This window comes from Sphingomonas sp. 179-I 2A4 NHS (genome assembly GCF_045369135.1).
Lineage (GTDB): Bacteria > Pseudomonadota > Alphaproteobacteria > Sphingomonadales > Sphingomonadaceae > Sphingomonas.
The window spans coordinates 171,305-184,170 of the sequence record NZ_JBIQFL010000002.1 but is presented as its reverse complement, the minus strand read 5'-3'; the positions used below and the strand labels follow the sequence as shown (position 1 = coordinate 184,170).

Annotated in this window: 13 protein-coding genes; 5 read left to right on the top strand and 8 right to left on the bottom strand. The window is 68.4% G+C overall.

Going from position 1 to position 12,866, the window contains the following annotated elements; all coding sequences use genetic code 11:
- Window positions 1–8: 8 nt before the first annotated feature.
- The gene (locus ACH0CP_RS04140; RefSeq protein WP_294442139.1) at window positions 9–1,265 is read right to left on the bottom strand and encodes an ABC transporter permease; all 1,257 of its coding nucleotides are present in this window, start codon (window positions 1,263–1,265) and stop codon (window positions 9–11) included.
- Entirely contained in the window at window positions 1,262–2,191 is a 930-nt protein-coding gene (locus ACH0CP_RS04135) for an ABC transporter ATP-binding protein (RefSeq protein ID WP_406875794.1), read from the bottom strand. Before ACH0CP_RS04135 ends, ACH0CP_RS04140 begins: the two co-directional genes overlap by 4 nt.
- Window positions 2,192–2,266: 75 nt before the next feature.
- Here ACH0CP_RS04135 and queG point away from each other — a divergent pair, with 75 nt between their 5' ends.
- A complete protein-coding gene (gene queG / locus ACH0CP_RS04130; protein WP_294442141.1) occupies window positions 2,267–3,310 on the top strand; it encodes a tRNA epoxyqueuosine(34) reductase QueG in 1,044 nt (347 codons plus the stop codon).
- On the opposite strand, the gene ACH0CP_RS04125 is transcribed toward queG, so the two are convergent.
- Together ACH0CP_RS04125 and ACH0CP_RS04120 are read right to left on the bottom strand one after the other, a co-directional pair.
- Window positions 3,285–3,650, bottom strand: coding sequence for a hypothetical protein (locus tag ACH0CP_RS04125; RefSeq protein ID WP_294442142.1), 366 nt, complete (start codon window positions 3,648–3,650; stop codon window positions 3,285–3,287). The genes queG and ACH0CP_RS04125 overlap by 26 nt on opposite strands.
- Entirely contained in the window at window positions 3,647–4,315 is a 669-nt protein-coding gene (locus tag ACH0CP_RS04120; RefSeq protein WP_294442143.1) for an EI24 domain-containing protein, read from the bottom strand. Before ACH0CP_RS04120 ends, ACH0CP_RS04125 begins: the two co-directional genes overlap by 4 nt.
- A 165-nt stretch (window positions 4,316–4,480) precedes the next feature.
- Between ACH0CP_RS04120 and ACH0CP_RS04115 the strand changes: the two genes are divergently transcribed.
- From ACH0CP_RS04115 to ACH0CP_RS04100, 4 genes are all read left to right on the top strand, one after another.
- Complete coding sequence (locus tag ACH0CP_RS04115; protein WP_294442144.1) at window positions 4,481–5,473, top strand: adenosine kinase; 993 nt, start codon at window positions 4,481–4,483, stop codon at window positions 5,471–5,473.
- 92 nt (window positions 5,474–5,565) lie between these two features.
- On the top strand, window positions 5,566–5,979 hold the full coding sequence (locus ACH0CP_RS04110; protein ID WP_406875792.1) for a hypothetical protein: 414 nt from the start codon (window positions 5,566–5,568) through the stop codon (window positions 5,977–5,979).
- 30 nt (window positions 5,980–6,009) lie between these two features.
- Entirely contained in the window at window positions 6,010–8,475 is a 2,466-nt protein-coding gene (gene hrpB, locus ACH0CP_RS04105) for an ATP-dependent helicase HrpB (protein WP_294442146.1), read from the top strand.
- A gap of 9 nt (window positions 8,476–8,484) precedes the next feature.
- Entirely contained in the window at window positions 8,485–8,766 is a 282-nt protein-coding gene (locus ACH0CP_RS04100) for an ETC complex I subunit (RefSeq protein ID WP_294442147.1), read from the top strand.
- Window positions 8,767–8,815: 49 nt separating this feature from the next.
- On the opposite strand, the gene ACH0CP_RS04095 is transcribed toward ACH0CP_RS04100, so the two are convergent.
- The 4 genes from ACH0CP_RS04095 to miaB all read right to left on the bottom strand — a co-directional run bounded on the left by ACH0CP_RS04095 (window position 8,816) and on the right by miaB (window position 12,862).
- Complete coding sequence (locus ACH0CP_RS04095) at window positions 8,816–9,721, bottom strand: hemolysin family protein (protein WP_294442148.1); 906 nt, start codon at window positions 9,719–9,721, stop codon at window positions 8,816–8,818.
- Window positions 9,722–10,231 (bottom strand): rRNA maturation RNase YbeY, encoded by a 510-nt coding sequence (gene ybeY / locus ACH0CP_RS04090; protein WP_294442149.1) that lies wholly within the window; start codon window positions 10,229–10,231, stop codon window positions 9,722–9,724.
- Window positions 10,232–10,287: 56 nt separating this feature from the next.
- Window positions 10,288–11,292 carry a PhoH family protein gene (locus ACH0CP_RS04085; protein ID WP_294442150.1) on the bottom strand — a complete coding sequence of 335 codons (1,005 nt, stop codon included), beginning with the start codon at window positions 11,290–11,292 and terminating at the stop codon, window positions 10,288–10,290.
- Between the two features lie 229 nt (window positions 11,293–11,521).
- Complete coding sequence (gene miaB, locus ACH0CP_RS04080; protein ID WP_294442151.1) at window positions 11,522–12,862, bottom strand: tRNA (N6-isopentenyl adenosine(37)-C2)-methylthiotransferase MiaB; 1,341 nt, start codon at window positions 12,860–12,862, stop codon at window positions 11,522–11,524.
- Between the last annotated feature and the right edge of the window lie 4 nt (window positions 12,863–12,866).

The window sequence follows — 12,866 nt, the reverse complement described above, 5'->3', positions numbered from 1 at the left end:
CAGTCTTGTCAATACGTGGCGCGATCCTTCGCGTTACGGTTGCGACCAAACCGTCTCTTCCAAGCGCCAGCCGGGCTTCCGGATTGCAGCACGCCGCGGCGGAACAGCCGCGCGCCGACCCAGATGAAGATCGCCACCCACAGCAATTGCCAGGCAAGCGCGACGATGTGCGGCCAGATTTCGGGCGAGTTCGCGGCGCGGCCGGCCATGGCGAAGGGCGAGGAAAGCGGGAACCATTCCGCAACGCGCGCGACCCAGCCGTCCGGGTTCGACGCCGCCGCCGAGGCGAGCGCGAACATCGCCACCTGGAGGATGGTGATCGGCAGCGAGAGCATCTGGATCTCGCGCATCGTCGATGCCTGTGCGCCGACGCCAAGGAAGACCGAGCCGAGCAGCAGATAGGCGGTGGTGAAATAGGCCGCGAAGAGGATCGCGAAGGTGCCGAAGCCGACTGCCGGGGTAAGCTCTGCAATGCCGGCGCTGGCCGGGAGCAGCGCGCCGATCTGGCTGACGATCGTGCCCCAGAAGGCGACGAAGAGCACCGCGACGCCGAACATGCCGAGGAGCTTGCCGAGGAAGACACTCTCCAGCGGCACCGCGGCGGCGAGCACCTCGATGACCTTGTTGTTGCGCTCCTCCGCCATGGTGCCGACGACCTGGCCGGAGAGGAACAGCGTCAGGAAGAAGATGCCGAACACGGCGAAGAAGCCCGAGGCGTTGCGCCCGCCCAGCGATGGCGAACTGCGTTCGGCACGTACCAGCATCGGCGTGCTCACCTGCTCTACGCCGCTGCGGTTGATGCGCAGGGCCTGTTCGGCGAGCGCGGCGAGATAGAGCGCGGGGCGGCGGCTCTGGCCGTAAAGGATCTGCGGTCTCTCAAGCGGGCCGCTCATCACGGCGGCGACGTCGACGTCGCGTGAGTCGAGCGCGGTGCGTGCCTGGTGCGAGACGTTGCTGGCCGACGGGCGCAGATCGAGCACGGGGGGCCTGGCATCGGCGCTGAACAGCGGGCGCAATGCGCGATCGGCGGCGACGAGCGCCCCGGCTTCCGCAGGCGACGCGATCACCACCAGCCGCTCCTTGTCCGCAGAGCCGGCGGAGACCGAGGCGGCGCCAAGGCCGCCGATCGCGCCGAACGAGCCCATGATGACGGGCGCGAAGAGAAACAGGAGGAAGATCGGCGTGAAGACCGTGGCGACGAAATCGCGGCGTGCGATCGTCAGCGTTTGGCGCAGGCGCCGGCGGATGTTGCCGGAGGCGCTCATGCGGCGTGCTCCGGCGCGGCGGGCGCAGCAGCGGCTTCGCCGACGATCCGCACGAATGCCTCGTGCAGACCCGGGCGCTCGATCGAGAGGCCGGAGATGCCATAGCCAGCGTCGATCAGGCGCTTCAGCAGCCCTTCGATCCCCTCGCGCGGGAGCTCGAACGTCCAGCCGTCGCCATCGGCCACCGCATCCCGCGGGAGTTGTTCGCTGAGGCCCGGATTGGGGAAGTGCGGCACGTAATGGACCTGTTGCGGGAGCATGCCGCGCGCCTCGTTGACCGTGCCTTCGAACCGGCGCTTGCCGCCGGCGATGATCGCCAGCCGATCACACAATCTCTGGGCGTGGGCCATGACATGGGTGGAGAAGAGGATCGTCGCGCCGCGATCGCGTTCCTTGAGAATGAGCGCCTCCAGCCGTTCCTGATTGACCGGATCAAGGCCGGAAAAGGGCTCGTCGAGGACGAGGAGATCGGGCTGATGGACGATCGAGCCCAGCAACTGCACGAGTTGCGCCATGCCCTTTGAAAGCTTGCGGATCTTCTGGTCACTCGCATGTCCCAGGCCGGCTGATTCGAGGAGTGTGCCGGCGCGTGCGCGCCCTTCCCGCCACGGCAGGCCGCGAAGGGCGCCCATGAAGGCGATCGCGTCGCGCGCTTTCATCGCGGGGTAAAGACCGCGTTCCTCGGGAAGGTAGCCGACCCGGTCGCTGGCGTCGCGCGGATGCGGCGTGCCGAGCAGCGTGCGGGTGCCGCTGTCGGGCTCGATGATGCCCAGCAGCATGCGCAGCGTCGTCGTCTTGCCGGCGCCGTTCGGGCCGAGCACGCCATAGACGGCGCCGCGTGGCACGACGAGATCGATGCCGTCCACGACGGGGCGGTCACCAAAGCGTTTCACCAGACCGCTGGCGATGATGGCGGGATCGGACACGTCGTTCACTATCCTCGTAACGTGCGCTGGCGAGGCGGACGTGTCTTCGCAGGCGTCTCGTGGTAGCGGGGCGTCATGTCGCAAGACAAGCTTGAAGCAGCGTTAAAGGCGAAGGCGACGGAGCTTGGCTTCGCGGCGTGCGGGATCGCGCGCGCCGATGCCGCGCCGCGCGCGGGCGAACGGCTGCGCCAGTGGCTGGCCGAGGGCTGCCACGGCGACATGATGTGGATGGAGGCGCGTGCGCACCATCGCGAATCGCCCGCTGGGCTCTGGCCGGAGGCGAAGAGCGTCATCGCCCTCGGCATGAGCTATACCCCCGCAGAGGACCCGCTGCGGCTGGCCGGCGAGGGGAGCATCGGGCGCATCTCCACTTATGCACAGGGCGCGGATTACCACGATGTCGTCAAGAAGGCGCTGAAGGCGCTCGCGCGGTGGCTGGTGACGGTCGCGGATGGTGACCTGAAGGTGTTCGTCGACACCGCGCCGGTGATGGAGAAGCCGCTGGCGGAAGCAGCCGGCCTCGGATGGCAGGGCAAGCACACCAACCTAGTCAGCCGCACGGACGGCAGCTGGCTGTTCCTGGGCGCGATCTACACCACCATTGCGCTGGAGCCCGACCAGCCGGGCCAGCCTTCCTGCGGATCGTGCGACGCCTGCCAACGGGCCTGCCCGACCAACGCCTTTCCGGCGCCATATCGGCTGGATGCGCGGCGGTGTATCTCGTACCTCACGATCGAATATGCCGGCCCGATTCCGCACGAGTTCCGGCATGCGATGGGCAATCGCATCTATGGTTGTGACGATTGCCTGGCAGTGTGCCCGTGGAACAAGTTCGCCGCGACGGGGCGGGCGAACCGGGCATTCGCGCCGCGCGCCGAGCTCGCCGCGCCGGAACTTGCCGACCTGCTGGCGCTGGATGACGCGGGGTTCCGCCAGGTGTTCTCGGGATCGCCAATCAAGCGGATCGGGCGCAACCGGATGATGCGCAACTGCCTGATCGCGGCCGGCAACAGCGGCGACGCGGCGCTGATCGCTCCCGCCACCCGGCTGCTGGACGATCCTGATCCGGTGGTGGCGGAAGCCGCCGGGTGGGCTATTTCCCGCCTTCGCGGCGGGTGAGCGCGGCGACGCAGCTGGCGCGATCGATCGCACGGCCATCGGGCTGGCGCGCATCGACATAGGTGACGCGGGGCTCGGACGAGCCCTTGGGATAGAGATAGGTATCGAGCACGCAGATCCGGCTCTGGAACTGGAGCTTGCGGGCGTTGCCTTCGCGCACATCGGCATTCGGCGCGCCGAACAGGCGGGTAAGCGCGGCGGCGTCCTGCCCGATCACGCGCTCGAGGCCAGCGCTGGTGAAGGGGAGTGGCACGCGATCCGCCGGCACTGCCCCGCCGCCGGGCGCGGTGGCGCAGCCCGAGGCGAGCAGGAGGATGACAGCGGGGGCGAGAAACTTCATCGACGACTCCGGTGGAACAGATGCGTGGCCATCGCCGCGCCGAGCACCGGCGCGAGGAAGTTGGCCACGGGCACGAGGAACAGGCCTGCTGCGGCAAGCCCCAGGAGGAAGCGGCGTGCCGCAGTGGCGCGGCGCCACGCCGGCATATCGGCAGGCGACAAATGGCGCGCCGCGACCATGTCGCCGAGGTCGCGGCCGAGCAACCAGGCATTGACCGCGAGGAACAGTGCCGCGGTGCCGATGCCGGTTGCGAGCAGCACCACATAGAGCGGCAGCAGCAGGAGGTTGATCGCGACGAACCGAACCGCGGAGCCGATGCCCATCCGCAGCGAAACGGCGAGCGGCACATCGCGGGCGCTCGCCAGCGCGTCACGATAATATTTCGCCTCGACCGCGGCGACGATCGTGTCGGCGAACAGGCCGACGACCGCGACCGCGACAGCGCGGAACAGCAGCCAGAGCGCGAGCGCGGTGACCACCACCGATGCCGCGGCGGCAAGCGCATTGCCCCACGACCAAGTGGCGAGGAATGCATCCATGCCCCACCAGACGCCAGCGCCAAGCACGAGGAACAGCGCCAGCGTCAGCGCGATGCTGCGCGCGAGCACGCCGAGCACCGCACGATCGCCGAGCTGTCCGAGGCTGAGAGCGAAGGCACCGAGCATTGCGGCGGGAATTGCGCGCAACCCGCCAGTTGCGCAAGGGACTGGGCACAGTTACGGCGCGCGCAACCCTCAACCCGTTCCGGATGAGCCTGTCCCGCCGTTGCGTGCGACCCACGCAGGCGGTGATCGGCGCCAAGGAGCGGCATTGTTCCAGGACCGCTCTTCTTGACCCAGCCTGCTTACGACATCGTCGCGATCGGCAATGCCATCGTCGATATTCTTTCGCCCGCGACCGATACCTTCGTTGCCGACAATGGCATGACCAAGGGCGCGATGGCGCTGGTCTTCTCACCCGAGGAAGCGGACGCGCTCTACGCCAAGATGGGCCCGGGGCAGGAAGTGTCCGGCGGTTCGGCGGCGAACACGATCGCAGGCATGGCGGCGCTGGGCGGCAAGTGCGCCTTCATCGGCCAGGTGGCCGACGATCAGCTGGGCAATGTCTTCGCGCATGACATCCGGGCGGCCGGCATCCGCTTCGATACCGAGGCGCGGCCGGGCAGCCCGACCACGGGCCGCTGCCTGATCTTCGTGACGCCGGACGGCCAGCGCACGATGAACACCTTCCTCGGCGCGTCGCACTATTTGCCCGAAGCGGCGCTTGACCGCACGTTGATCGCGGATGCCAAGTACCTCTACCTCGAGGGCTATCTCTGGGACCCGGAAGAGCCGCGCGCTGCCATGCGTGCCGCGATCGACGTGGCGCGGGCCGCTGGTCGCAAGGTGGCCTTCACCCTGTCGGCGGAATTCGTGATCGACCGCCACCGCGCGGCGTTCCTCCAGCTGATCGAGGATGGCCTCATTGACGTTCTGTTCGCCAACCAGGCGGAGATCATCTCGCTGACCGAGGCGGCCGACGCCGATGCCGCGATCGCCGCGGTGAAGGGCAAGGTGCCGCTGCTCGTCGTGACGATGAGCGAGGAGGGCGCCTGCGCCATTGCCGGTGACGAGCATGTGCGGGTACCTGCGGCGCCGGTCGACAAGGTGGTCGACACCACCGGTGCGGGCGATCTGTTTGCGGCCGGCTTCCTCCACGGCCAGGCGCAGGGCTGGGACCTGGAACGTTCGCTGAAGCTTGGCGCGGTGTGCGCGGCGGAAGTGATCAGCCACTTCGGTGCGCGGCCGCTGGCCGATCTGAAGGCGCTCGCCACCCACGTGTAGGGGGAAGGGGCGCCGCACGCTCCTCGGTTGCAACGTTGGAACGCTTCGCCGGCACCGCTCGTATCCTCCGCGGCAAGAGGAGGAGGCGGGCGATGATCGGCAGAGCTCTGGTTGTTGGAGCGGGGCTTGTCGCGGTCCCGGCCGCGGCACAGCAGGCGGCGCCGCTGGCCATGACCTGTCATCTGAAGATCGGCGGCCTTCCTTCACCCCGGATGACGACGTTCACGCTGTCCGGTAATACCCTGTTCTCCGATGCCGGCGGCGAACGGCGGCGGATCTCCACTGCCGGCACGCCGCTGTTCCTGGATCGCAGCACGGACAAAGACGGCGTGACCCTGTCCTACGCGTCGCATGTGCGCGACGGCACGACGGTCAGGCGGAACGTCTACTGGAAGACCGGCAGCAAGCCGCGCTACCTGCGCTTCAGCGAAACCTATGACTTCAAGCGCCAGACCATCACCACGACCGGCGAGCCCGGCGACAGCTGCCACCACGACGGGCGCTAAGCCGACGCGTCGGCCGAACGGCGGCGCGCGATGAGCGAGGCGCTGCCGATCCACGCGGTGTTGCCGGATCTGCTGGAGACGCTGCGCGCACGTTCCTCAGCGGTGCTTGTCGCGCCTCCAGGCGCCGGCAAGACGACGGCGGTGGCGCCGGCGCTGCTGGGCGAGGAATGGTGCACTGGCGAGATCCTGCTGCTGTCGCCGCGGCGGCTGGCAGCGCGAGCAGCGGCCGAGCGGATGGCGGCGCTGGCGGAAGAGCCGGTGGGGCGGACGTTCGGCTATGCGACCCGGCTCGACACGAAGAGATCGGCCGAGACGCGCGTCACCGTCGTCACCGAGGGGATCTTCACCGCGCGGATCCAGCGCGACCCGGAACTGGCGGGCGTGTCCGCAGTGCTGTTCGACGAGGTGCATGAACGCAGCCTCGACGGGGACTTCGGGCTGGCGCTGGCACTGGATGCGCAAGGCGGCCTGCGCGAGGATCTGCGCATCCTTGCCATGTCGGCAACGCTCGATGGGGCGCGGTTCGCCGCGCTGATGGATGGCGCGCCGGTGATCGAGAGCGAGGGGCGAAGCTGGCCGCTGGCGCTGCGCCACGTCGGCCGCACCCATGAACGAATCGAGGACGCGGTGGCGGCGGCGGTGCGGCAGGCGCTGTCGGAGGCGGAGGGCGGCGTGCTCGCCTTCCTGCCGGGGGTGGCGGAGATCGAGCGGACGGCGGAGCGGCTGGAGGGGATCGCCGGCGTGGCGCTTCACCGGCTTCACGGCAGCCTCGACCCGGCAGCGCAGCGCGCGGCGATCCGCGCCGAGCCGGATGGACGACGCAAGCTGGTGCTGGCGACCTCGATCGCGGAGACGAGCCTGACGCTGGACGGAATCCGCATCGTCGTCGATTCGGGGCTGGCGCGCCGCCCGCGCTACGACCGGGCGGCGGGGATGACCCGGCTGGTGACCGAGCGGGCAAGCCAGGCGGCAGTGACGCAGCGTGCGGGGCGCGCGGCGCGGCAGGGGCCGGGTGTCGCCTATCGCCTGTGGGAGGAAGCGGCGACCTCGGGGTTGCCGCGCTTCGACCCGCCGGAGATACTGGAAGCGGACCTTTCCGCGCTGGTGCTGGCAAGCGCGATCTGGGGCGTTGCCGATCCGCGCGACCTGAAGTGGATCGACCCCCCGCCGGCCTCCGCAGTGGCGGAGGCGCAGACGCGGCTGGCGAGTCTGGACGCGGTGGACGATGCCGGCCGCCCGACTGCGCACGGCCGGGCGATGGCCGCGCTGCCGATGCCGCCGCGGCTCGCCCACATGCTGCTGCGCGCAGGCGAGATCGGGCTGGGCGGCGTGGCAGCCGAAGTCGCGGTGCTGCTCGGCGAGCGCGGGCTTGGCGGTAGCGACGTTGACCTGGAATTGCGGCTACGGCGCTGGCGCAGTGACCGCTCCCCTAAGGCGCAAGCGGCGCGCAAGCTCGCCGAGCGCTGGGCGCGGGCGGTGCCGCGTGGCGGCGGCGAGCGCTCGCCGGTGCTCGATCTGGCAAGCGCGAGCGGAGTCGAGGTGGCGGTGGCGCTCGCTTTTCCCGATCGGGTGGCGAAGCGACGCGATTCGTCGGGCGAGCGCTGGGCCTCGGTGGGCGGGCGTGGGTTCCGGCTTGATCCGACCGCGTCGCTGGCGCGCGAACCTTGGCTGACGGTAGCGGAAACGCAGGGCATGGCGGCCGGCGCGCGGATCCTCTCCGCCGCGCCGATCGAGGAGGCGGTCGTGGAGGCGCTGTTCGCCGACCGGATCGAGACGCGACGGACGGCCGATTTCGACCCCGCGACCGGCGGGGTGCGGCCGGTGCGCGAGCGGCGGCTGGGGGCGATACGCCTGTCCGGCGGTCCTGACAGCGATGCCGATCCCGTCGCGCTCGAGACGGCGCTGGTGACGGGGGTACGGGAGCATGGGCTGGCGCTGCTGCCGTGGAGCAAGGACATGGCGGCGTATCGCCAGCGCGCTGTTTATGCGGGCGTGCCGCTCGACGATGAGGCGCTGCTCGAGCGGCTCGACGAGTGGCTGCCGCCGCTGGTGGCGGGGCGGCGTAGGCTGGATGCCATCCCCGCGGGTGCGCTCAGGGAGGCGGTGCGCGGGCTGCTTTCCTGGGACGAGCAGCAGCGGATCGAGCGGATCGCCCCGTCGCATTTCACCAGTCCCGCGGGCAGCAGCCACCCGATCGATTATGCTGCGGAAGGCGGCCCGCGCGTCGAGCTGCGCGTGCAGGCGCTGTTCGGGCTGGCGGAGCATCCCACGATCGGCGCCGAGCGTGTGCCACTGGTACTGTCGCTCACTTCGCCGGCCGGTCGACCGATCCAGACGACGCGCGACCTGCCGGGTTTCTGGGCCGGCAGCTGGGCCGCGGTGGCGAAGGAAATGCGCGGCCGTTATCCGCGCCATCCTTGGCCGGACGATCCGGCGAGCGCGGCGGCGACGCTTCGGACGAAAAATGCCGATGCACGCGCGCGCAGTTCGCGGTAAGGCAGGCCCATGTCGACCGCCCGCATCTATCAGCGCCCGAAGAATGCCATGCAATCGGGCAAGTCTCGCACCGACCTCTGGCAGCTGGATTTCGCGTCCGACGACCCCAAGCGGCCCGATCCGCTGACCGGCTGGGCCGGCGGGGCGGAGACGCGCGAGCAGGTTCGGCTCGGCTTCCCGACGCGGGAGGCAGCAATCGCCTACGCCGAACGCGAGGGAATCCCTTACACCGTGATCCCCGCACCCGAGCGCAAGCTGAAGCTGCAGAGCTACGCCGACAATTTCCGCTGACGGCTGGATCGCCCCCCGGTCGCCCCGGGGGTGATCGCCACTAACGGCGTTACTCGTCCTCCGGCTCGGGGATCGGCGGGTGAAGGCGCACGCGATTGACGCGTCGCTCGTCGGCATCGACCACCTCGATCTTCCAGCCGCTCGGATGGTCCAGCCACTCGCCGGGCTCGGGCACCCGGCCGGCCAGCACTGCCGTCAGGCCGCCGATCGTATCGACGTCGCTGTCCGCCTCGGCGAGACGCTCGTCGACCGCCTCCCCGATATCCTCGAGTTCGACGCGGGCATCGGCTTCCCAGGCGCCGCCCTCAAGCGGGAACAGCAGGCGTGCGGGCGCCTCGTCATGCTCGTCCTCGATCTCACCGACGATTTCCTCGATCAGATCCTCGATCGTGACGAGGCCTTCGGTGCCGGAATATTCGTCCAGCACGATGGCGAGGTGGACGCGGGTCTGGCGCATGTCGGCAAGCAGATCCAGCGCGCCGCGGCTCATCGGCACGAACAGCGGCTGACGGATCAGTGCCGAAATGTCCGCTGGGTGCGGGGCGCCACTCGCCAGGATCGTGAACACGTCCTTGATGTGGACCATGCCGACGATCGTATCGAGCCGTTCGCGATAGACCGGCAGGCGGCTGACGCCAGCGTCGGCGAAGACGTTCACCAGCTCGGCAAAGGTCGTCTGTTCCTCGATCGCGATGATATCGGCGCGCGGCACGCCGACGTCGCCGGCATCGCGCTCGCCGAAATGGAGCAGGTTGCGGACCATCTGCCGCTCCAGAAGCGTCAGATCGCCCTTTGCCTCTGGCGCGGGATCGTCCTCGTGACGATCGATGGCATCTTCCAGCTGATCACGCAGCCGCCCTTCGGACGTGTCGCCGAAAATGAGGGAGCGCAAGCTGCGCCAGATGCCGGATTCATTGGAGTCGCCGTTTCCGGCGCTACTTCGGTCTTCGGACACTTAGTCCTCTCGTATGGCGTAGGGATCCGCAATGCCAAGCGTGGCGAGCGCGTCACGCTCGATCGCCTCCATCGCATCACCCTCTTCGTCGGTCATGTGATCATAACCTAGCAGATGCAGCGTGCCGTGCACGATCAAATGCGAGAGATGATCCTCGGTGGAGATGTTCCGCTCCGCCGCCTCCGCAAGGCAGACACCGCGGGCGAGCACGATGTCACCAAGCAGCACCTCGCCGTCGTCGGAATTCTGGCTGACGGTGTCGATCAGGTCCGGCTGCACCATCGGGAAGGACAGGACGTTGGTGGGCTTGTCCTTGTCGCGATACTGCCGGTTCAGCGCGTGCACCTCGTCATCCGACGTCAGCCGGACGCTGATTTCGACCGAGGCGTCGGTGGTGAGGATGGTGCCGTACGGGGTGGCGCCCACGGCGGCACGTGCGGCGGCGGTGGCGAGTTCCTCCCACGGCCCGCCTGGCCAGGACTCGTCCGTCGACAAAGCAATTTCGATCATGTCCTGCCTGTGTGCATCAAATCCGGGCGCTTGTGGAGCGACTTTGCGTGCGCCGATCAGGCTTCACGGCCCTCATAGGCCTCGACGATCCGTCCGACGATCGGGTGGCGCACCACGTCAGCCGCGCTGAAGCGGACGAGCGAGATACCCTCGACGCCTTCCAGCCGCATCGTCGCATCGGCAAGACCGCTTGCCGCGACGCCGCCGGGAAGATCGGTCTGGTTCGGATCGCCGCAGATCACCATCCGGCTGTTCTGGCCGAAGCGGGTAAGGAACATCTTCATCTGCGCCGGCGTGGTATTCTGCGCCTCGTCGAGGATGACGAAGGCGTCGGCGAGCGTGCGGCCGCGCATGAAGGCGATCGGCGCGATCTCGATCTCGCCCGATGCGATGCGCCGCTCGACCTGCTCGGCGGGGAGGCAATCGTAGAGCGCGTCGTAGAGCGGGCGCAGGTACGGGTCGACTTTCTCCTTCATGTCGCCCGGAAGGAAGCCGAGCCGCTCGCCTGCCTCGACGGCGGGACGGGAGAGGATCAGCCGCTGCACGCTGCCCGTGATGAGCTGCGCCACCGCCTGCGCGACCGCCAGATACGTCTTGCCGGTACCCGCCGGGCCGAGCGCGAAGATCATGTCGTTGCTGACCAGTTCGCGCATGTAATGCGCCTGCGCCGGCGTGCGCGGCACGATCGTCTTCTTGCGCGTGCGGATCATGATCGACGGCGGGCCGCCGTTGCTGCGCTCGGCAGAGATGATGCCGTCGAGCGTCGGTTCGGACGCCATGGCGATCGAGGCATCGACGAGGCCGCCATCGATCTCCTCGCCGCGCTGGATGCGCTGATACAGATCGTTCAGCACGTCGCGGGCGAGCGCGACCTGTTCGGCGCTCCCTTCCAGACCGACGCGGTTGCCCCGAGCCGTAATGTACACGCCGAGGCGGTTTTCGAGCGCAACGAGATTTCGGTCGTACTGGCCGAAGAGCACGCTCAGCAATTGGGGCCGATCGAAGGTGAGTTCGGTACGGCTGCGATCGCCCGGCTGGGCGGGTACGGGCTTGCGGCTCATCTTGCTCCTTGGCGGCGCGTCATCCGTGCCATTTCTGACAGCGCCAACAAGTTCGCGTAAGCCCCTTTCGTTCCGTCACGAAAAAGGCCCGGAAGTACCGCAACGATGGCGCGGCAGTCCGGGGCCATGATCGATGAAGGGACCGACGTTGTGCGATGTAAAAGGTGTATCCCTTTCGTGTGCGACCGGAGAACTTTGCACCCCGGAGACCATCGTCAGCCCGTTCAAGTCACGCGACAAAAGAAAGCTTCGGGACACCAGCAAGAGAGTTCGGGCCCGCCTGAACCAGGGTGACCGACACCAAGTCTCCGATCGCGTGGGCGCCGGAAAGATGAACGGATTGCAGCCACGGCGATTTGCCCAGCATCTGGCCCGGATGCTTGCCGGCGCGTTCGATCAGGACGTCGCACGTACGGCCCACGGTGCTGCGGTTGAAGGCATGCTGATCGCGGTTGAGCGCAGCTTGCAGGCGCTGTAGCCGATCATCCATCACGTCTTGCGGGATCTGCCCGTCGAGATCGGCAGCGGGGGTGCCGGGGCGCGGGCTGTACTTGAAGCTGAACGCCTGCGCGTATCCCACCGCATCCACGAGGCTCAGCGTCTCGGCGAACTCCGCCTCCGTCTCGCCGGGGAAACCGACGATGAAATCGCCGGAGAGCGCGATGTCCGGCCGGGCGGCGCGGATGCGATCGAGCAGGCGCAGGTACGAGTCGCGCGTGTGGCTGCGGTTCATCGCCTTCAGCACGCGATCACTGCCAGCCTGTACCGGTAGGTGGAGGAAGGGCATTAGGCTTTCGACGTCTCGGTGGGCGTCGATCAGGCCCTGTTTCATGTCATTGGGATGGCTGGTCGTATAGCGGATCCGCGCGAGGCCGGGGATGCGATCCAGCGTGCGGATAAGATCGTGGAGGCCGCGGCCATCCTCGTCTTCCCACGCGTTCACATTCTGCCCAAGCAAGGTGATCTCGCGCGCGCCAGCGTCTACCAATGCCCTAGCCTCGTCGACGATCGCGGTGAAGAAGCGGCTGACCTCTGCACCTCGCGTGTAGGGCACCACGCAATATGTGCAGAACTTATCGCAGCCTTCCTGCACGGTGAGGAAGGCGGTGGGTCCCACCTTGCGGCGTGCGGGGAGCGCGCCGAACTTGGACGCGATCGGCATGTCGGTGTCGACCGCGGCGGTGCCGGCAGCGGCGGCGGCGACGAGCTTCGGCAAATTGTGATAGGCTTGCGGGCCGACGACCACGTCGACCTTCGCGCGGCGGACGATCTCCTCCCCCTCCGCCTGGGCGACGCAGCCAGCGACCGCGATCATCGGCGCCTGTTCGCCGCGCCCGAGGCGATCCTTGCGCAGCCGCCCGATGTCCGAGAAGACCTTCTCGGTCGCTTTCTCGCGGATGTGGCAGGTGTTGAGCACCACCAGATCGGCGTCTGCGGCGTCGGCCGGGGTCAGGCCCTCGCCCGCCATCAACTCGGCCATGCGTTCGCCGTCATAGACGTTCATCTGGCAGCCGAACGATTTGACCGCGAAGGTCTTTGGCGTTGCTGGGGTTTTGGGGGTAGGCTTCATGGGG